We start from the raw sequence: 17,848 nt of genomic DNA on the forward strand, positions 1-17,848 counted from the left end.
CCCACCGGGTGGCACCCGCCTCACTGGCCTCAGTGCTCGGCTGCGGGCGCTGGAAGTCGCCGGGCCGGTGGCCGCGCGGCGTACAAGTGTGCCGAGGACGGCAGCCGTATGCCTCAACCGCCCCACCGGGCAGCCGCCGCCTCACGGGCCCCACCACCCAGCGGCGGGGGCCGGAAGTCGCCCGGTCCGGCGGCCGCTCGGCATACAACCGCGCTGAGGACGGCAGCCGTACGCCTCAACCGCCCCACCGGGCGGCCCCTATCTCAGAAACCACCCTCCACGTGCACCCGGCCGCTCGGCCACGACGCTCACCCGCGCCTAGCGAAGCGCCCACGACGGGAGCAACCACATCGCGGCAGCAGCCAGCTCCCCGCCAGCCACGACCTATGCGCAAGGTCTCCTCACGCGCCCGTCATCCGTGACGGCAGGAGTACGGCGGCCGACCACCCACCCACCGCACACCTCGAAAACCGAACCCGCGCCCCCCACCCCTCCCCCCGCTGCCGGCCTGTTCTAACCCGCACTCGACCCACGGAACCGCACCACAACACACCACCCACTACCGCCGGGCGTGTCGGTAGAGCACCAGCACGGCGAGTGCCGCCGCCACCGAGAAGGGGACGCTCCAAGGGAGCAGTCCGGCCGCTGCCAGGGCCACGCAGAGCGGGAGGGCGAGCAGGGCCGTCGGGAAGACGGGGATCAGGGCAGGGATCAAGGAGGCAGGGATCAGGGCGGCGGCGGTACGGCGTGAGTCGCGGGACGTCATTCGGGGGCTCCTTCTCGGGCGCGGTCCAGGTAGTCGGCCAGGTCGCCCCAGCCCTCGGTGGCGGCGGGCGTCTCGCCGGACATGGCGTGCGGGGCGTCGCGCCAGGCGCCCCGCACGGCCGCGGAGGTGGCGGTGTCGCCGCCGGAGAAGCGTTCGCCCAGTTCGTCCATGCGGGCCACCAGCCGCCGTACCCGGGGGTCCGCCGGCGGCACTCCGGTCGTCCGGAGGCGCTCGGCCCGGCGGTACAGCTCCGGCCACTCGACCTCCAGGAGGTAGTGCGCGGCGGGGCCGACGGCGGCGGCCTGGTCCTGGAGGAGCCGGAGCTGGTCGGCGCCGAGGCGGTCCCGGAGGGCCTGCGCGCGGTCGGGGGCGGTGGCGCCGGTGGCGCGGAGGGCGTCGAGGAGGTCGGTAGTGGCGGGGGAGCGGCCCGCGGCGAGTTCGGCGTCCAGGCGCCGGAGGCGCTCGCGCAGGGACGTGAGGGACGCCAGGGCGGCCTCCACGCCGGCCAGGTGGTCCCGTACGAGCCGCCTCGGATCGACGCCGCCGTCCAGGCAGGTGGCGATGGTCTCCAGGCCGAGCCCGAGGCTCCGCAGGGCGAGCACCTGGTAGAGGCGGACGAGGTCGTCCTCGGTGTACTCCCGGTGCCCTCCCGGCGTGCGCCGGGAGGGGCTGAGCAGACCGATGGTGTCCCAGTGGTGCAGTGTGCGCACGGTGAGCCCGCAGGCCTCGGCGAGGGCGCCCACTTTCCAGGTGCCGGAATCGTTCATGAGGCCACCATGCCTCCTCACGCGGCGTGAGGTTCAAGCGGCGTGAGGTTGAAGCGGAGTGAGCTGCAAGCGGCGCGAGGTGAACGCGGCAGCGCACCGGCTGGCCGGAACCCGTCCCCCCGCGTAGCCGTGGGCCGGGAAAGTGTGGGGCAAGATGGGCCTATGGGGACCTTCGCTGCGCACGATGGTCTGATCGCCGGCCGGTACCGCCTTTCCGGGCGGATCGGGCGCGGCGGCATGGGCACCGTATGGCGTGCCACCGACGAGCTGCTGGAGCGGCAAGTTGCCGTCAAGGAACTCCATATGGACGAGAGTGACGGCGATAACGGAACCTGTCCCGCCGGCCTCTCCGATTGCGACCGCACGCTCCGCGAGGCGCGCGCGGCCGCGCTCATCAGTCATCCGAACGTCGTCGCGCTCCACGACATCGTCGTGCAGGACGGCCGGCCCTGGATCGTGATGGAGCTCGTGGACGGGCGCGCCCTGTCCGAAGTGCTGGCCGCCGAGGGGCCGGTGGGCCCGCGGGAGACCGCGCGGATCGCGATCGCCCTGCTCTCCGCCCTGCGCACGGCGCACGCCCGCGGCGTCCTGCACCGCGACATCAAGCCGCCGAACGTCCTGCTGGAGACGGCGACCGGCCGCGTCGTCCTGACGGACTTCGGCGTCGCCCAGGTCCGCGGCGCGACGACGATCAGCGAGACGGGCGCCTTCGTCGGGTCGCCGGAGTACACGGCACCGGAGCGGATGTCGGGCGGCTACGCCGGGCCCGCGTCCGACCTGTGGTCGCTGGGCGTCCTGATGTGCGCGGCGCTGAGTGGAGTGACGCCTTTCCACCGCGACTCGCTGGGCGGCATCCTGCACGCGGTCGTCCACGAGGAGATACGCCCGCCCGACGCCGCGGCGCCCCTCCTGCCCGTCGTCCAGGGGCTGCTGGAGCGCGATCCCGCGCGGCGGATGGGAGCCGACGAAGCGGAGCGGCTGTTACGGGGCTACCTGGCCTCCGGAAGGGTCGCCGGCGGCCCGGGCGGAGGGACCGCCGCGTACCCGCCGGGCGGCTCCCCGTACAGCCATCCGTACAGCCGCCCGCACAACGCTCCGTACAGCCCCCGCGGCCGCACCGTCCTCATGGCCGCCGTCGCCGTCGTCACCCTCGCCGGCACGGGTGCCGGCCTCGCCGTCCTGCTGACCGAGCGCGGCGCGGAAGGCGGCCGTCCGGCGCAGGTGTCCAGCGGCCCCCTCGTCCGCTCGCCCGGCCCGCCCGTCACCCGCGAACCCCCGGCCAGCGCCCCCGTGAACGCCCCGGAGGGCTATCACGCGGTGCAGGACCCGGCCGGGTTCGCGCTCGCCGTACCGGACGGCTTCACCCGCTCCTTCGAGCCCCCGCGCGTCTTCTACTACGCGCCGGACCGGCGGACCCGCCTCGCCGTCGTCATCCAGGACGCCCAGCCCGGCGGCGCCGCGGCCGCCCTGCGCGCCTCCGCCGCCGCGGCCCCCGAGCGCTACCCGGGCTACCGCTCCGCGACCCTCCGCGAGACCACGCGCAAGGGATACCCGGGCGCCTCCTGGGAGTTCACCTGGGACGGCCCCGAGGCCGGGGCGGGCGGTGCCGGCGGGGCGCTGCGGACGTACGACATCTGCTGGGACGAGGGCGGCAAGATGTACGAGGTGTGGGTCGCGGGCCCGGCGGGGGAAGCGGAGCGGACGAAGCGGCAGTTCGACGTCGCCTTGGAGACGTTCGTGCGGATCAGGACGGTATCAAGCCCTTAGTTCCGTAGACCCGTAAGAGGATGGTTTGCACCGTCAAGGTGCACCTGCCCGTGCGCCCTTGGTAATGATGGGGCCATGACGAACGACGGGGGACAGCCGAACCGGCCCGGCAGAGCCGGCGAGCCCACCAGCTACGACCTTCAGCCGCCGAATCCGCCGAATCCGCCGAATCCGCCGGATCCGGCGAGTGCGACCGCCCTGGCCGCTCCATCCGTTCCGGCTGCCGCCCCCGCGGCCGAGCCCGGCGCCGGCCGCCGCGTCGGCAACCGCTACCGGCTGATCTCCCGCCTCGGCCACGGCGGCATGGGCACCGTCTGGAAGGCCCACGACGAGGTCGTCGACCGCGAAGTCGCCGTCAAGGAGCCGCGCGTACCGGACCACCTCCCCGCGTCCGTGCGGGAGAACGTCCACCAGCGCATGCAGCGCGAGGCCCGCGCCGCGGCCCGCGTCGCCCACCCCTCGGTCGTCGCCGTCCACGACGTCGTCGTCGAGGACGGGCGCCCCTGGATCGTCATGGAGCTCGTCCGCGGTCACTCCCTCGGCGACCGGCTGGCCGAGGGCACCCTGGACCCGCGCGAGGCCGCCCGCATCGGCCTGGCCGTCCTCGACGCGCTCGGCGCCGCCCACGAGGCCGGCGTCCTGCACCGCGACGTCAAGCCGGACAACGTGCTCCTCGGCCGCGGCGACCGCGTCGTCCTGACCGACTTCGGCATCGCCCGCATCGAGGGCGAGCAGGGCCTCACGGAGACGGGCGCGTTCGTCGGCTCGCCCGAGTACGTCGCGCCCGAGCGCGCCCTCGGGCAGCACCCGGGCCCCGAGTCCGACCTGTGGTCGCTGGGCGTCGTGCTGTACGCGGCGGTCGAGGGCGTCTCCCCGTTCCGCCGCTCCAACGCCCAGGCCACCATGCAGGCCATCCTGTCGGCGGAGCCGCAGGCGCCGGCGCGCGGAGGCGGCCCGCTCGGCGGGCTCGTCATGCGGATGCTCAGCAAGGACCCGGCGGCCCGCCCCGGCGCGGCCGAGATCCGCCGGACGCTGGAGGCCGTCGCCCAGCCGGTGCCGGCGCAGCAGTCCGCCTTCAGCGCGTCGCGCGCGCAGCCCACCGGCAGCAAGTGGGTCCCGCCCGTCCTGCACGGCAACCGCAAGGCGCAGTGGGGGCTCGGCGTCGGCGTGGTCGCCGTGGCGGCGGCCGCGGCGCTGCTGATCGTCAACCCGTTCGCCGTCGGCCCGGCCGTCCCGCTGCACTGGAAGGTGCGCGACGAGCCGGAGATCGTGCGGGCGTCGATGGCGGTGCCCGAGGACTACGTGAAGTCGGTCAACGTCGACAAGGGGTGGGTGTCCTTCCGGGATCCGAGCGGGGTCTTCTCCGTCTCCCTGGACCGCGACACCCTCGAACAGCGCCGCAAGAACGTGCTGGACAGGGAGCCGAAGGACATCGGCACGGCCGACGTCGAAGCCAAGCGGCTCGCCGACTACTACACGGCCGATCCGTCGAACAAGCTCAAGGACGCCAAGGCGACCGTGTCCAAGTCGGCCTCCTTCCAGGGCATGCAGGCGACGGAGGTGCTCACCGTCTACCGCCCTGGTTCCGACGAGGACGCCCCCCGGAGCGCCGTCCGCAGCAAGATCATCATCAACCAGGCCAGGACCGAGCTCTGGCTGCTGGAAGTCCGGATGCCCGAACAGGGCCAGCTGCGCAAGGACGGCGACAAGCTCTTCGAGAGCGCCGTCAAGTACATGAAGATCCAGGACTCGAAGATCTAATTACCCACGGGTATTCAAGCGGTAGGAGTCCGTCATACGCTCCCCCGTATGACGGACTCGGCACACACCGCACCCGTGGCAGCAGCACCGGCACCGGCGGCGGCGGGGCACCCGCCCGCCGGCGGCAACCCCGTCGCCCCGCCCGGCAGCCGCACTCCGGCCGACGTCGTCACTCCCGCCCTCGCCGCCCGTCTCACCCGCCCCGTCGTGGGCTCCGGCAGCACCGTCAGCCGCACGCCCCTCACCGGCCTGCAGCTCGCCGAGCTGCCCGAGTCCACCCCGGACGACGTGGCCACCGCCTTCGCGCGCGCCCGCGAGGCGCAGCAGCACTGGGCGACCGTCCCCGTGAGCGCGCGGGCCGCCGTCCTGCTGCGCTTCCACGACCTGCTCCTGGAGCGGCAGTCCGAGGTCCTCGACCTCATCCAGGCGGAGACCGGCAAGGCCCGCCTGCACGCCCACGAGGAAGTGCAGGCCGTGGCCGTCGGCGCCCGCCACTACGGGCGCAGGGGGCCCGCCTACCTGCGGCCGAAGGGCCACGCCGGCGTCCTCCCCGTCCTGACCAAGGTCACCGAGCTGCGCCACCCGCGCGGCGTCGTCGGCCAGATCGCCCCCTGGAACTACCCGCTGGAACTGTCCGTGGGGGACGCCCTCCCCGCGTTCGTGGCGGGCAACGCCGTCGTGATGAAGCCCGACACCGGGACGGCCCTGACCGCCCTGTGGGCGCGCGAGCTGCTGGTCGAGGCCGGGCTGCCGGAGGAGGTCTGGCAGGTCGTCATCGGCGACGGCCCGGTCGTCGGCCCGGCGCTCGTCGAGCACGCCGACTACGTCTCCTTCACCGGCTCCACGCGCACCGGCCGCGAGGTCGCCCAGGGCGCCGCGGCCCGCCTGATCGGCTCCTCGCTCGAACTCGGCGGCAAGAACGCCATGCTCGTCCTCCACGACGCCGACGTCGAGAAGGCCGCCGCGGGCGCCGTCCGCGGCTGCTTCTCGTCCGCGGGCCAGCTGTGCATCTCCATCGAGCGGCTGTACGTGCACGAGTCCGTCGCCGACGCGTTCCTGGAGCGCTTCACCGCCCGCGCGAAGGCGCTGCGGCTCGGCACGGGCCTCGCCTACGGCGCCGACATGGGCTCCCTCGCCTCGCAGCGCCAGCTGGACGCCGTGGTCCGGCACGTCGAGGACGCCGTCGCGCAGGGCGCCGGCGTCCTCGCGGGCGGCCGCCCGCGGCCCGACGTCGGCCCGTTCTTCTACGAGCCGACGGTCCTCGACGGCGTCAAGCCGTCCATGGCCGTGTGCGGCGAGGAGACCTTCGGGCCCGTCGTCTCCGTCTACCGCTTCCGGGACGAGGACGAAGCCGTCGCCCTCGCGAACGCCACCCCGTACGGGCTCAACGCGAGCGTCTGGACCGCGGACGGGCGCCGCGGCCGGGCGGTCGCGGCGCGGCTGCGCACCGGCACCGTCAACGTCAACGAGGCCTACGCGGCCGCGTACGGCAGCGCGCGGGCCCCCATGGGCGGCATGGGCGAGTCCGGGCTGGGCCGCCGCCACGGCTCCGAAGGCATCCTCAAGTACACCGAGGCCCAGACGGTCGCCCACCAGCGCGTCGTACCGCTCGCCCCGGCCTTCGGGCTGGACGACGCGAAGTACGCGGAGGTCATGACCCGGGGCCTGCGGCTGCTGAAGGCGCTGCGCCTGCGCTGACCGCCAAGCACCCCCGCACGCGCCGCACGTTCTCGTACGACCCGGAGGAACGGAGAGCAGTGTTCGACTACGACGTGATCGTCGTCGGTTCGGGATTCGGCGGCGCGGTCTCCGCGCTGCGCCTGACCGAGAAGGGCTACCGCGTGGGCGTCCTGGAGGCGGGCCGCCGCTTCACCCGCGAGAACCTGCCCAGGAACTCGTGGGACCTGCGCAACTACCTGTGGGCGCCCGCGCTCGGCCTCTACGGCATCCAGCGCATCCACCTCCTCGGCAACGTCATGGTCCTCGCGGGCGCCGGCGTCGGCGGCGGCTCCCTCAACTACGCCAACACCCTCTATGTGCCGCCGAAAGCCTTCTTCCAGGACCGGCAGTGGGCCGGCATCACCGACTGGGAGGCGGAGCTGCGGCCGCACTACGACCAGGCGAGCCGCATGCTCGGCGTCCGCCTCAACCCCACGACGACGCCCTCCGACGTCCACCTGAAGGCCGCGGCGGAGCGCCTGGGCGTGGGGGAGACCTTCCGCAAGGCGCCGGTCGGCGTGTTCTTCGGGGACGGCGAGGACGCCGCCGGCACGCACCGGGCCGCGCCCGGCGAGGAGACCGCCGACCCGTACTTCGGCGGCGCCGGACCCGCCCGCCGGGCCTGCACCGAATGCGGCGAGTGCATGACCGGCTGCCGGCACGGCGCGAAGAACACCCTCAACGAGAACTACCTGTACCTCGCCGAGCGCGCGGGCGCCGTCGTCCACCCCATGACCACGGTCGTCGCGGTGAGCGAGCACCGGGAGGGCGGCTACCGCGTCGTGACCGTCCCGACCGACAAGCGGCGCGGCTCCGGGGCCGCCCGGCCGCGGGTCCTGCGCGCGGAACGCGTGGTGATCGCCGCCGGCACGTACGGCACCCAGACGCTGCTGCACACCATGAAGGACAAGGGCCTGCTGCCCCGCATCCCGGCCGGGCTGGGCCGGCTGACCCGGACGAACTCCGAGGCCCTGGTGGGCGCGCAGACCGACGACCGCCGCTACGGCAAGGCGCACGACGGCGCCCGGCCGGACTTCACCCGGGGCGTCGCCATCACCTCCTCCGCCCACCTGGACGACCACACGCACATCGAGCCCGTCCGCTACGGCAAGGGGTCGAACGCGATGGGCATGCTGTCCGTCCTGCAGGTGCCGGTGGGGACGCGGTCGCCGCGGGCCGTCGCCTTCGCGGCGCGCTGCGTACGGCACCCGGTGCAACTGCTGCGGTCGCTGTCCAACCGGCGCTGGTCCGAGCGGACGATCATCGGGCTCGTGATGCAGTCGCTCGACAACTCCCTCACCACGCACCGGCGCAGGCGCGGCCCCGGCAAGGGCCTGCTGACCGCCGAGCAGGGGCACGGGGCGCCCAACCCCAAGCAGATCCCGGCGGCGGCGATGGCCGCGGACATCCTCGCCGAGGAGATCAACGGCTTCCCCGGCAGCAACGTGGGCGAGCTGATGGGCACCCCGCTCACCGCGCACTTCCTCGGCGGCTGCCCGATCGGCGCGGACGCCTCGCAGGGCGTCATCGACCCGTACCACCGGCTGTACGGGCACCCGGGGATCTCGGTCGTGGACGGCGCGGCCGTCTCCGCGAACCTCGGCGTGAACCCGTCGCTCACCATCACGGCCCAGGCCGAACGGGCCATGTCCTTCTGGCCGAACAAGGGCGAGCCCGACCCGCGTCCGGAGCAGGGGCAGGCGTACGAACGGATCGAGGCGGTCGCACCCGTACGGCCTGCCGTTCCCGAAGGGGCCTACGGCGAGCTGAAGTTGAACGCCGGGCCGGTGGCGCTGCCGGTGCAGCCGCTCCCGGAGGGGCGGCCGCTGCTCCGGCTGCTGCCGGTGATCCCGCCGGAGGGGCGGGCGAACGGGCGTGGGTGCGGGTCTTCTTGACACGCATGGCATGCATGACACGCATGCCGCGCCTGACACGGCATGACACGGCGAAGGGCCCCGGGCCGCCTCCGCGGGGGCGTGCGGGCGGCCTCGGGGCCCTTGACTGCCGGCACCGAGGTCAGGGCAGGGTCGGTGCCGCGGAGCGGCGCCGGGGGGAGCGCCGCTGGTCCTGGGTGGTGCGCGGTGGTGCGGGGGCGTACTGCCTCACTGGTTCGACCAATGGCGGTGCGGGACCAGGAGGTTGTGCTCTCCTGGCATCGTGCGGGATGGGCCGGACTCGGCGCAACCGTTTCGACCGGATACGGTCGGTTCCAGGCGTCCCCGGAACCGACCGTCCTTGGTGGCAACCGGGCTGCTGTCCCCTGCTGACCGGTCGCCGTGCACCGGAGTGAGGTCCCACGACGCGCGCACTCGCACGTCTCACACTCCGGTGGATCCGCCCTGTCGGTGCCGGGCGCCCAGGTGAACAGGGGCGGAAGCCACGCGTGGATTTCAGGTGGGCCGCTCCTGGCTGGCGCGGGCATCCGGCTCAACGAAGCGGGCCGCCGTACGGTCACGCGCCGTCCGGGTGACGTGACGGCCCGGTCCTCCGAACCCGCATGCGGCACCTGCACAGATGCGGGTCTCCGCGAGGCGTGCTTCAGACGCGGCCGCGGCACAGCTCCAGCAGCGTCATGGCGAGCGTGGTGCCGGGCTTGCCGAGCTGACCGCTGTAGTGGCCGATGATCTCCATCTCGCGGGAGAGGTTCACCCGGCGCCCCCCGGACGCGATGCGCTCCTGCTGGATCACGGCCGAGACGGCCATCCGTTCCTGGATGAGCCCGATGATCCTGCCGTCGAGATCGTCGATCCGCTGCCGGGCGCCGGTGATCACGCCGGCGGCCTCGGCCGTGCGGGCGCCGGTCTCGGCGGGGACGGTGCGGACGGCGTCCGGGGTGCTGCTGCTCACAGTGCTGGTGCTCATGTCTGATCCTCCAAAAAGGGGCGGCGGCCCTCCGGAGCGGCACGGCCCGGGAAAAGCGACAGGCGCCCCGGGCCTTGTCGGCCCGGGGCGCCTGTGGAAGTCGCTTGTCAGTTGCTCAAGCAGCACGACCATGGCAGCCGGACGGGCCGGTTGCCATAGGTAAAGACGAAGGTCTGGTGCTTGCGCATGGGGGACAGTATGGCCCGCGGGCGCCGCCGGGGCCAATGCGGGCCGGGTGTGCTTTCGGATGGTGAGACAAAAGCAAGCACCGGCGCCCCGGTAGAATCGACAAATACAGACCCCTCCTCCACCGCCGGAAGGCCGCTCCCGTGTCAGCAGCACCCCCCGCCGCCCACGACAACACCGCGGAGCCGGTGCTCGTTGTCGACTTCGGCGCGCAGTACGCCCAGCTCATCGCCCGCCGCGTCCGTGAGGCGCGGGTCTACAGCGAGATCGTCCCGTCCACCATGCCGGTGGCCGAGATGCTCGCGAAGAACCCCAAGGCGATCATCCTGTCCGGCGGTCCCTCGTCGGTCTACGAGGAGGGCGCGCCCCGCCTCGACGACGCCCGCGGCCTGTTCGAGGCCGGTGTCCCGGTCTTCGGCATGTGCTACGGCTTCCAGCTGATGGCGGCCACCCTCGGCGGCACGGTCGACAACACCGGCGCGCGCGAGTACGGCCGTACGCCGCTGCACGTCACCAAGACCGGCTCGACGCTCTTCGAGGGCACGCCGGCGGAGCAGTCCGTGTGGATGTCGCACGGCGACGCCTGCTCGGCCGCCCCCGAGGGCTTCACGGTCACCGCGTCCACGGACGTCGTGCCCGTCGCCGCCTTCGAGAACGACGAGCAGAAGCTCTACGGCGTCCAGTACCACCCGGAGGTCATGCACTCGACGCACGGCCAGCAGGTCCTGGAGCACTTCCTGTACCGCGGCGCGGGCATCGAGCCCACCTGGACCACGGGCAACGTGATCGAGGAGCAGGTCGCCGCGATCCGCGAGCAGGTCGGCAGCAAGCGCGCCATCTGCGGCCTGTCCGGCGGCGTGGACTCCGCGGTCGCCGCGGCCCTCGTCCAGAAGGCCATCGGCTCGCAGCTGACCTGCGTCTACGTCGACCACGGCCTGATGCGCAAGGGCGAGACCGAGCAGGTCGAGAAGGACTTCGTCGCCGCGACGGGCGTCCAGCTCAAGGTCGTCGACGCGCAGGAGCGCTTCCTGAACGCGCTGGCCGGCGTCTCCGACCCGGAGACCAAGCGCAAGATCATCGGCCGGGAGTTCATCCGCGTCTTCGAGCAGGCCCAGGCCGAGATCGTGGCCGAGGCCGGCGCGGGCGGCGAGGACGTCGCCTTCCTGGTCCAGGGCACCCTCTACCCCGACGTGGTCGAGTCCGGCGGCGGCACCGGCACCGCCAACATCAAGTCCCACCACAACGTGGGCGGCCTCCCCGAGGACCTGGAGTTCGAGCTCGTCGAGCCGCTCCGCCAGCTCTTCAAGGACGAGGTCCGCATGGTCGGCCAGGAGCTCGGCCTGCCGGAGGAGATCGTCCAGCGCCAGCCCTTCCCGGGCCCGGGCCTCGGCATCCGCATCGTCGGCGAGGTCACCAAGGAGCGCCTCGACCTGCTGCGCGAGGCCGACGCCATCGCCCGCGAGGAGCTCACCGCGGCCGGCCTGGACCGCGAGATCTGGCAGTGCCCGGTCGTCCTGCTCGCGGACGTCCGCAGCGTCGGCGTCCAGGGCGACGGCCGCACCTACGGCCACCCGATCGTGCTCCGCCCGGTCTCGTCCGAGGACGCCATGACCGCGGACTGGTCGCGCCTGCCGTACGACGTGCTGGGCAAGATCTCGACCCGTATCACCAACGAGGTCGACGAGGTCAACCGTGTGGTGCTCGACATCACGAGCAAGCCGCCGGGCACCATCGAGTGGGAGTAGTCCTCCCGCTCCCCCTCCTCTGATCGGATCCTCTGATCGAACGCCGGTGCCGTCGCCCATTCGTTTGGGCGGCGGCACCGGCGTTTGGCGTGGGTACGCTGGCCGTACGGGCGAGACTCCGTCGTATGGGAGCAATCATGAGCGCCGCACCCGAGTTCGAGCTGGACGAGCAGTACAACTATCCGGTTCCCCCGCCCGGGGGCTGGACGGCCGATGACCTCGACCGGCTCCCGGACTTGCCGCGGCACACTGAGTTGATCGACGGGAGTCTCGTCTTCGTGAGTCCGCAGACCACGTTTCATCTCCGGACCATGCGGTTGCTGGAGACCGCTCTCCTGGATCAGGCGCCCGACGAGCTTGACGTCTTCCGGGAGTTCACGGTCAGGCTGAACGAACGCAACCGGCCGGAGCCGGATGTTCTGGTGGTCCCGACAGGGGCGGACACGGGCCCGAAGGACACCTGGCTCAAGCCGGAAGATGTCATTCTCGCGGTCGAGGTCGTCTCCGAGGACTCCGAGGACCGTGATCGTGAGGTGAAGCCCCGGAAATACGCAGCCGCCGGCATCCCGCACTTCTGGCGCGTGGAGGGGAACGAGGGTCTTCCGGTCGTCTACGTCTACGAGCTCGATCCGGCGACGCGCTCGTACGTCCCGAGCGGCATCTTCCACAACCGGCTGAAGCTGTCGGTCCCGTTCGAGATCGACATCGACCTCACCGCGATCGACCGGCGTCGTTCCAGCCGAGCCTGAGCCTGAGCCTGCGCTTCGCGCCGGCCTCCCCGTAGGAAAACGGGGAGGCCGGCGCCGCTGTTTTCCGGGGGGATTCGACAGGGATCTTGGCAAGGTGCGAGACGAGACGTATCGTATCGCCTACTGGTCCGCACGGACCCGTAACCCAGGGAGGACCCATGACCCGCACCCGTACCGTCACCGTCGCCCCCGGCGTCGACCTGTGGACCGAAGAGCGCGGTGCCGCCGACGCCCCGCCCCTGCTGCTGATCATGGGCGCGCAGGCCTCCGGACTCGGCTGGACCGAGGAGCTCACCGACGCCCTCGCCGCCCGCCACCGGGTCATCCGCTACGACCACCGCGATGCCGGCCGCTCCCCCTGGACGTTCGACGAGCAGCCCTACAGCATCCCCGACCTCGCGGACGACGCCCTGGCCGTCCTGGACGCCTACGGCGCCGAGCGCGCCCACATCGTCGGGCTGTCCCTCGGTGGCATGCTGGCGCAGCTGCTGCTCGCCGACCACCCGGACCGCATCCTCAGCGCCACCCTCATGGGGACTTGTGCGCTGAGTCAGAAGCCGCTGGTGGAGCCCGACGGCACGGAGATCGCCGCCGCCGACCTGCCCGGCGTCGCCCCGCACGTCCTGGAGATGTGGGCCCTGCCCGTCGAGGACCACGGCCTGGAGGCCGAGCTGGACCGGCGCGTGGAGCACTGGCGGGTGCTCAGCGGTGACGAACTGCCCTTCCACGCGGACGAGATGCGCGAGCGGGAGCGGCTGATCATCGAGCACGCGGGGCGTTACGACGTCTCCACCGCCCACGGCCGCGCCGACTACTCCGGCATGGACCGCACGGAGGAGCTGGCGCGCAACACCGTCCCCGTGCTGGTGACCGACGCCTCCGCCGAGCCCGTCTTCCCGCCGCCCCACCCCCGCCACATCGCCCACGTGATCGGCAACGCCCGCCTGGTGGCGATGCCGGGCATGGGGCACGCGCTGCCGCGCGAGCACCTCGGGCGGCTGGCCGAGGCGATCCTGGAGCACACGGCGGCCGCGACGGCGGCGCCCGCCGCGTCGTAGGTCTGTTCCCGGCAGGGGTCTGTTCCCGGCGGGTACCCGGCGGTAGCTTCCGTTGCATAGCCATGGAAGAACCGGAGGAAGCACTGCCATGTCGCAGGCAACAGCACCGGACCCCATCCCCGTCGATCAGCTCCACTTCGCCATGCCTCCGAAACACGAGACCGCCGAGGACGAGCGGCGCCACCGCAAGGAGCGGCTCGCGGCGGCGCTGCGGCTGTTCGGGCGGTTCGGCTTCGAGGAGGGCGTCGCGGGGCACATCACCGCGCGGGACCCGGAGTTCACGGATCACTTCTGGGTCAATCCGTTCGGGATGTCGTTCAAGCACATCACTGTGAGCGACCTGATCCTCGTGAACCACAAGGGGCAGGTCGTCGAGGGCCGCCACCACGTCAACCAGGCGGCGTTCGCGATTCATTCGCAGATCCACCGGGCGCGGCCGGACGTCGTGGCCGCCGCGCACAGCCACTCCACGTACGGGCGCGCGCTGTCCGCGCTGGGGGAGCTGCTGGAGCCGATCACTCAGGACGTGTGCGCCTTCTACGAGGACCACGCCCTCTTCGACGACTACACCGGCGTCGTGGTGGACGAGGAGGAAGGGCGTCGGATCGCCGCGGCGCTCGGGCCGCACAAGGCGGTCGTCCTGCGCAACCACGGGCTGCTGACCGTGGGGGACACGGTGGACGCGGCGGCGTGGTGGTTCATCACGATGGAGCGCTCCTGCCAGGTGCAGCTCGCGGCGAAGGCGGCCGGGAAGCCCGTCCACATCGACCAGGCAAGCGCCCGGCACACGCGGGACCAGCTCGGCAACGACCTGGCGGCGTGGATCAACTACCAGCCGCTGTACCAGCAGATCACGCGGAGCGAGCCGGAGCTGCTGGGGTAGGGCTCGGGCCTGCCCACCCCCTCCGTTCGGCGGGGGCGGCTCGTCCTTCCGGGGGTTTTTGCGGTTCTTTTACCTTGTTTACGATGGTCGGGAGCCGGGGCGGTCGCGCCTCGGCTCCGTCGTGTCCGTCGTGTCCGTCGTGTCCGTCATGCCGTGAACCGGTAGGAGAACCATGCGCCTCACCCGTGCCGTCGGGCTGTCCGCCGTCCTCGCCCTCTCCGGGCCGGCCGTCACGGCGTGCGGTGGGGGAGCCGAGGCCGAGCAGCGGCCCGCGAAGTCCTCCGCACCGTCCCCGTCCGCGCCCGCCCCGTCGAGCCCCGCGCCCGTCACCGAGAAGCCCGCCCCGGAGGCCGCGCTGCTCAAGGGCGCGGCCAGGGTCGTACGGCCCGAGATCGCCCCCCTCGACGGCGAGAAGGTCGGCGTCGGCCAGCCCATCGCGATCGTCTTCAAGCAGCAGAAGGTCTCCAAGGAACTGCGCGCCGGCATCGAGGGCCGGCTGAAGGTCTCCACCTCGCCGCGGGTCCCCGGCGCCTGGCACTGGAACGAGACCAAGGGCGACACCCGCGTCCACTTCCGGCCCGAGAAGTTCTGGCCGGCCGGCACCAAGGTGACCCTGGACGCCCGGCTGGCGGGCGTGAAGCTCGCCGAGGGCACGGCCGCCGCCGGCGACCGCACCGTCTCCTTCACCATCGGCGACTCGATGGTCAGCACCGTCGACCTCAAGGCCCGCAAGCTGACCGTCGTGCGCAACGGCGAGACGCTGCGCACCATCCCGGTCAGCGGCGGCGACGAGAGCAAGGGCTTCGGCACCCGGGAAGGGATCAAGACGATCCTCGCCAAGGAGGGCAAGGTCGTCATGGACTCGCTCTCCATCGGCATCCCGCGCAACCACCCCGACGGCTTCTACGGGTCGTACGAGTACAGCATGCGCGAGACGGTCAGCGGCGAGTACGTGCACGCCGCGCCGGACAACGCCGAGTCGTTCGGCAAGGAGAACGTCAGCCACGGCTGCATCGGCATGTCGACGGCCGACGCGAAGTGGCTGTACGGGCTGAGCCTCAAGGGCGACGTCGTGCAGGTCACCGGCAGCACCAAGCCGAAGCCGATGGACCGCTTCGGCAACGGCTACGGCGACTGGAACCTCGGCTGGGAGGAGTGGGTGGAGGGCAGCGCGCTGGGAATCCGCACCGGCGCCTGAGGTTATCCACTGAGGTTATCCACAGGGGTGAACGCGTTCCGCCGCACGTCCGTATGGTTCGGGTGACGACCAGGACCGGCAAGGCGGGACGGAGAGGCGGCGGACGCCATGGCATTCATCGGGCGCGGGAAGCAGGGGGAGAGCGCGCGGTACGCACTGCTGCCGCTGCGCATCTTCCTCGGCGTCACCTTCATCTACGCGGGGCTCGACAAGCTCACGGACTCCGGTTTCCTGGCGGCCACCGGGCCCGGCTCGATCGGCGAGCTGATGCGCACGGTGCGCGGCACGTCCGCCGTCCCGTGGCTGGTGGACCTCGCCCTGAAGAACCCCGAGGGCTTCGGCTACGCGATAGGCCTCGGCGAGTTCGCGGTGGGCGTCGGCACGCTCTTCGGCATATTCGCGCGCGTCGCCGCGGCCGGCGGCGCGCTCATCTCCCTCAGCCTCTGGCTCACCGTCAGCTGGCAGACCACGCCGTACTACTACGGCAACGACCTGATCTACCTGATGGCGTGGCTGCCGCTGGTGGTGGCGGGGGCGCCGGTGTGGTCGGTGGACGCGGGGTCGGTTCCCTGGGCCCTCAAACCGGCGCGGAAGTCGCCCCGCAGGCCGGCGCGCAAGCCCTCGGGCAAGCCGCCGGCCAAGAGGTCCCGGCCGGCGGCCAAGCCCTCGGCGAAGCCTTCCGCCAAGCCTGCGGCGAAGCCTTCCGCCAAGCCCTCGGCCAAGTCCGCCGCCGCCAAGCCGGCGGCCAAGCCCTCGGGCAAGGCGCCCCGCCGCTCCGGGAAGTGACCCGGCCGCGGCGGTGACGCAGGCCTCCCGCGATCCGCCGGAGGCTACCGCCGGTGGCGCCGCCGGATCGCGAAGGTCACCGCCGACACCACGCCCGCGAGGCAGAACCCCGCCACCAGCACGGGCAGCAGCGCGTACGAAGGGAAGTGCAGATCCCCGCGGGCCGCCCCGAGATACGCGGCCGCGCACACCAGCAGCACGAGCCCGACCACCAGCTTCCCCGGCTCGAAGTCATGACGACGCACGGTCCACCTCCACCTGGCCGATGCCGACCTTGAGCCGGATCTCAAGAGTGCCGCGCGAGGGCTTCCCGGCCTGCGGCTCCAGCGTGACGTGCTTCTTCTGCTCCGGGCGGACGTCGACGTCGTCGCGCGCCTCGCCGGGGAGGCGGATGTCGCCCACGCCGACGTCCATGGTGATCCGGGCCGTGACGTCGTCCGGGACGGTCAGCTTGAGCTGTCCCGCGCCCACTTCCGCGCGGGTGCTGACCGTGCCGCCCCGCTGCCACGGCAGGCCGGTGAGGTCGAGCTCGCCCACGCCGCTGCCCACGCGGTACTCGTCGCGGACGGCGGCCACGGTCTCCGGGCGCCAGGTGGAGTGCGTCCACTGGGTGGAGACCGACTTCGGCAGGGCCGCGGCGCCCGCCAGGAGGAGGGCGGTGAGGACGGCGGCCACGACCGTGCCGCCGCCGGTGCGGCCGTAGCGGGAGCTGACGGTCATGCCGAGGCCGAAGACGGCCAGCGCGCAGGCCAGGCCGATCTCCAGACAGGTGCCGAGCGGCTGGTGGCGCCAGCTGAGGCCGGTGCCGAGCGCGAGGGCCACGACGGCGACGAGGAACGTCCAGCCGCCGAGCGGCGTGCCCCCGAGCGGGGTCACGGCGGGCGCGGGGCGGAGCCTGAGCGGGGCCCGCTCCTCCGCGGCCTGCGGGCCGTCGTCCGGGCCCCACAGATAGCCGGTGCCGGCGCCTATCGGGCCCGTGGTGCCGTCCTTGATGATCGGGTCGCGCCACCAGGAGGGGCCGCCCGGCGCGGGCGGCGCCTTGGTCTCGGGCGGGGGCGCCGCCGTCTTCTGCGCCTTGTGGACCTTCTGCGCCGCGGACACGGCGGCCTCGCCGCCGGGCTCGTGACGGTGGTGCGACCAGTAGGACGCGCCGGCCAGCGCGGCCGTCAGCATCAGCGCGAAGGACATCACCGCGCTGTTGTTGAGCATCGACAGGAACAGGCCGCAGCCCACCAGCGCGCACAGCACCGCCGTCAGCGCCGGGCCCTCGACGCGGCCCGAGAGCATCCGCCGGGCCTCGTTCTCCTCCTCGCCCTCCAGGGGGATCAGCAGCCACGCGAAGCCGTAGAGGATCAGGCCCAGGCCGCCGGAGACCGCCAGCACACCGAGCACCACCCGGAAGATCACGGGGTCGACGTCGAAGAAGCGGCCCAGGCCGCCGCACACGCCGGAGACCACCTTCTGCTCACGGCTGCGCCGCAGCGGCGGCCGGGCGTCCTGCGGATCACCGTGAACCGGACCCGCCTGATGCGCGTCCTGGGGTGTGGGTGTGTCGGTCATACAGAACATGGTGTCAACCGGAACGCGCTTGCGGCACACCT

At 72.7% G+C, this 17,848-nt stretch carries 15 protein-coding genes; 10 read left to right on the top strand and 5 right to left on the bottom strand.

The genetic code is table 11. The annotated features are described in order from the left end of the window. Positions 1-559 precede the first annotated feature (559 nt). Positions 560-766 carry a hypothetical protein gene (locus tag B7P34_RS11755; protein WP_106675794.1) on the bottom strand — a complete coding sequence of 69 codons (207 nt, stop codon included), beginning with the start codon at positions 764-766 and terminating at the stop codon, positions 560-562. Further along, positions 763-1,533, bottom strand: a complete 771-nt coding sequence (locus B7P34_RS11760) for a MerR family transcriptional regulator (protein WP_106675795.1) — start codon at positions 1,531-1,533, stop codon at positions 763-765. Before B7P34_RS11760 ends, B7P34_RS11755 begins: the two co-directional genes overlap by 4 nt. A 162-nt stretch (positions 1,534-1,695) precedes the next feature. Here B7P34_RS11760 and B7P34_RS11765 point away from each other — a divergent pair, with 162 nt between their 5' ends. From B7P34_RS11765 to B7P34_RS11780, 4 genes are all read left to right on the top strand, one after another. Then, entirely contained in the window at positions 1,696-3,300 is a 1,605-nt protein-coding gene (locus tag B7P34_RS11765) for a serine/threonine-protein kinase (RefSeq protein ID WP_106675796.1), read from the top strand. A gap of 75 nt (positions 3,301-3,375) precedes the next feature. Continuing rightward, positions 3,376-5,061 carry a serine/threonine-protein kinase gene (locus B7P34_RS11770; protein WP_106675797.1) on the top strand — a complete coding sequence of 562 codons (1,686 nt, stop codon included), beginning with the start codon at positions 3,376-3,378 and terminating at the stop codon, positions 5,059-5,061. Between the two features lie 48 nt (positions 5,062-5,109). After that, positions 5,110-6,759 carry a succinic semialdehyde dehydrogenase gene (locus tag B7P34_RS11775; RefSeq protein ID WP_106675798.1) on the top strand — a complete coding sequence of 550 codons (1,650 nt, stop codon included), beginning with the start codon at positions 5,110-5,112 and terminating at the stop codon, positions 6,757-6,759. A 59-nt stretch (positions 6,760-6,818) separates the two neighbouring features. After that, positions 6,819-8,675 (top strand): GMC family oxidoreductase, encoded by a 1,857-nt coding sequence (locus tag B7P34_RS11780; RefSeq protein WP_189382701.1) that lies wholly within the window; start codon positions 6,819-6,821, stop codon positions 8,673-8,675. A gap of 643 nt (positions 8,676-9,318) precedes the next feature. On the opposite strand, the gene B7P34_RS11785 is transcribed toward B7P34_RS11780, so the two are convergent. Then, the gene (locus tag B7P34_RS11785) at positions 9,319-9,642 is read right to left on the bottom strand and encodes a chorismate mutase (RefSeq protein ID WP_106675799.1); all 324 of its coding nucleotides are present in this window, start codon (positions 9,640-9,642) and stop codon (positions 9,319-9,321) included. Between the two features lie 329 nt (positions 9,643-9,971). Here B7P34_RS11785 and guaA point away from each other — a divergent pair, with 329 nt between their 5' ends. The 6 genes from guaA (at position 9,972) to B7P34_RS11815 (ending at position 16,247) form a co-directional block, all read left to right on the top strand. Beyond that, on the top strand, positions 9,972-11,573 hold the full coding sequence (guaA, locus tag B7P34_RS11790) for a glutamine-hydrolyzing GMP synthase (RefSeq protein ID WP_106675800.1): 1,602 nt from the start codon (positions 9,972-9,974) through the stop codon (positions 11,571-11,573). A 137-nt stretch (positions 11,574-11,710) separates the two neighbouring features. Beyond that, a complete protein-coding gene (locus B7P34_RS11795; RefSeq protein ID WP_106675833.1) occupies positions 11,711-12,322 on the top strand; it encodes a Uma2 family endonuclease in 612 nt (203 codons plus the stop codon). Between the two features lie 158 nt (positions 12,323-12,480). Beyond that, entirely contained in the window at positions 12,481-13,380 is a 900-nt protein-coding gene (locus tag B7P34_RS11800) for an alpha/beta fold hydrolase (protein ID WP_106675801.1), read from the top strand. 88 nt (positions 13,381-13,468) lie between these two features. Then, the gene (locus B7P34_RS11805) at positions 13,469-14,263 is read left to right on the top strand and encodes a class II aldolase/adducin family protein (RefSeq protein ID WP_106675802.1); all 795 of its coding nucleotides are present in this window, start codon (positions 13,469-13,471) and stop codon (positions 14,261-14,263) included. A 172-nt stretch (positions 14,264-14,435) separates the two neighbouring features. Continuing rightward, positions 14,436-15,461 (top strand): L,D-transpeptidase, encoded by a 1,026-nt coding sequence (locus B7P34_RS11810; protein WP_106675803.1) that lies wholly within the window; start codon positions 14,436-14,438, stop codon positions 15,459-15,461. A gap of 108 nt (positions 15,462-15,569) precedes the next feature. Beyond that, a complete protein-coding gene (locus B7P34_RS11815) occupies positions 15,570-16,247 on the top strand; it encodes a DoxX family protein (RefSeq protein WP_223267754.1) in 678 nt (225 codons plus the stop codon). A 44-nt stretch (positions 16,248-16,291) separates the two neighbouring features. Here the strand turns inward: B7P34_RS11815 and B7P34_RS11820 are convergent, their stop codons facing one another. Both B7P34_RS11820 and B7P34_RS11825 read right to left on the bottom strand, forming a co-directional pair. Next, a complete protein-coding gene (locus B7P34_RS11820) occupies positions 16,292-16,492 on the bottom strand; it encodes a hypothetical protein (RefSeq protein WP_106675804.1) in 201 nt (66 codons plus the stop codon). Next, positions 16,479-17,807: a PspC domain-containing protein gene (locus B7P34_RS11825; RefSeq protein ID WP_106675805.1), complete on the bottom strand. Its 1,329-nt coding sequence runs from the start codon at positions 17,805-17,807 to the stop codon at positions 16,479-16,481. Before B7P34_RS11825 ends, B7P34_RS11820 begins: the two co-directional genes overlap by 14 nt. Positions 17,808-17,848 lie beyond the last annotated feature (41 nt).

Origin of the sequence: Streptosporangium nondiastaticum, from assembly GCF_003011965.1 — a bacterium.
Lineage (GTDB): Bacteria > Actinomycetota > Actinomycetes > Streptomycetales > Streptomycetaceae > Streptomyces > Streptomyces nondiastaticus.

Coding starts and splice junctions, on each gene's coding strand:
- B7P34_RS11755 (WP_106675794.1), bottom strand. CDS start 766: ATGACGTCCCGCGACTCACGCCGTACCGCCGCCGCCCTGATCCCTGCC.
- B7P34_RS11760 (WP_106675795.1), bottom strand. CDS start 1,533: ATGAACGATTCCGGCACCTGGAAAGTGGGCGCCCTCGCCGAGGCCTGC.
- B7P34_RS11765 (WP_106675796.1), top strand. CDS start 1,696: ATGGGGACCTTCGCTGCGCACGATGGTCTGATCGCCGGCCGGTACCGC.
- B7P34_RS11770 (WP_106675797.1), top strand. CDS start 3,376: ATGACGAACGACGGGGGACAGCCGAACCGGCCCGGCAGAGCCGGCGAG.
- B7P34_RS11775 (WP_106675798.1), top strand. CDS start 5,110: ATGACGGACTCGGCACACACCGCACCCGTGGCAGCAGCACCGGCACCG.
- B7P34_RS11785 (WP_106675799.1), bottom strand. CDS start 9,642: ATGAGCACCAGCACTGTGAGCAGCAGCACCCCGGACGCCGTCCGCACC.
- B7P34_RS11795 (WP_106675833.1), top strand. CDS start 11,711: ATGAGCGCCGCACCCGAGTTCGAGCTGGACGAGCAGTACAACTATCCG.
- B7P34_RS11800 (WP_106675801.1), top strand. CDS start 12,481: ATGACCCGCACCCGTACCGTCACCGTCGCCCCCGGCGTCGACCTGTGG.
- B7P34_RS11805 (WP_106675802.1), top strand. CDS start 13,469: ATGTCGCAGGCAACAGCACCGGACCCCATCCCCGTCGATCAGCTCCAC.
- B7P34_RS11810 (WP_106675803.1), top strand. CDS start 14,436: ATGCGCCTCACCCGTGCCGTCGGGCTGTCCGCCGTCCTCGCCCTCTCC.
- B7P34_RS11815 (WP_223267754.1), top strand. CDS start 15,570: ATGGCATTCATCGGGCGCGGGAAGCAGGGGGAGAGCGCGCGGTACGCA.
- B7P34_RS11825 (WP_106675805.1), bottom strand. CDS start 17,807: ATGACCGACACACCCACACCCCAGGACGCGCATCAGGCGGGTCCGGTT.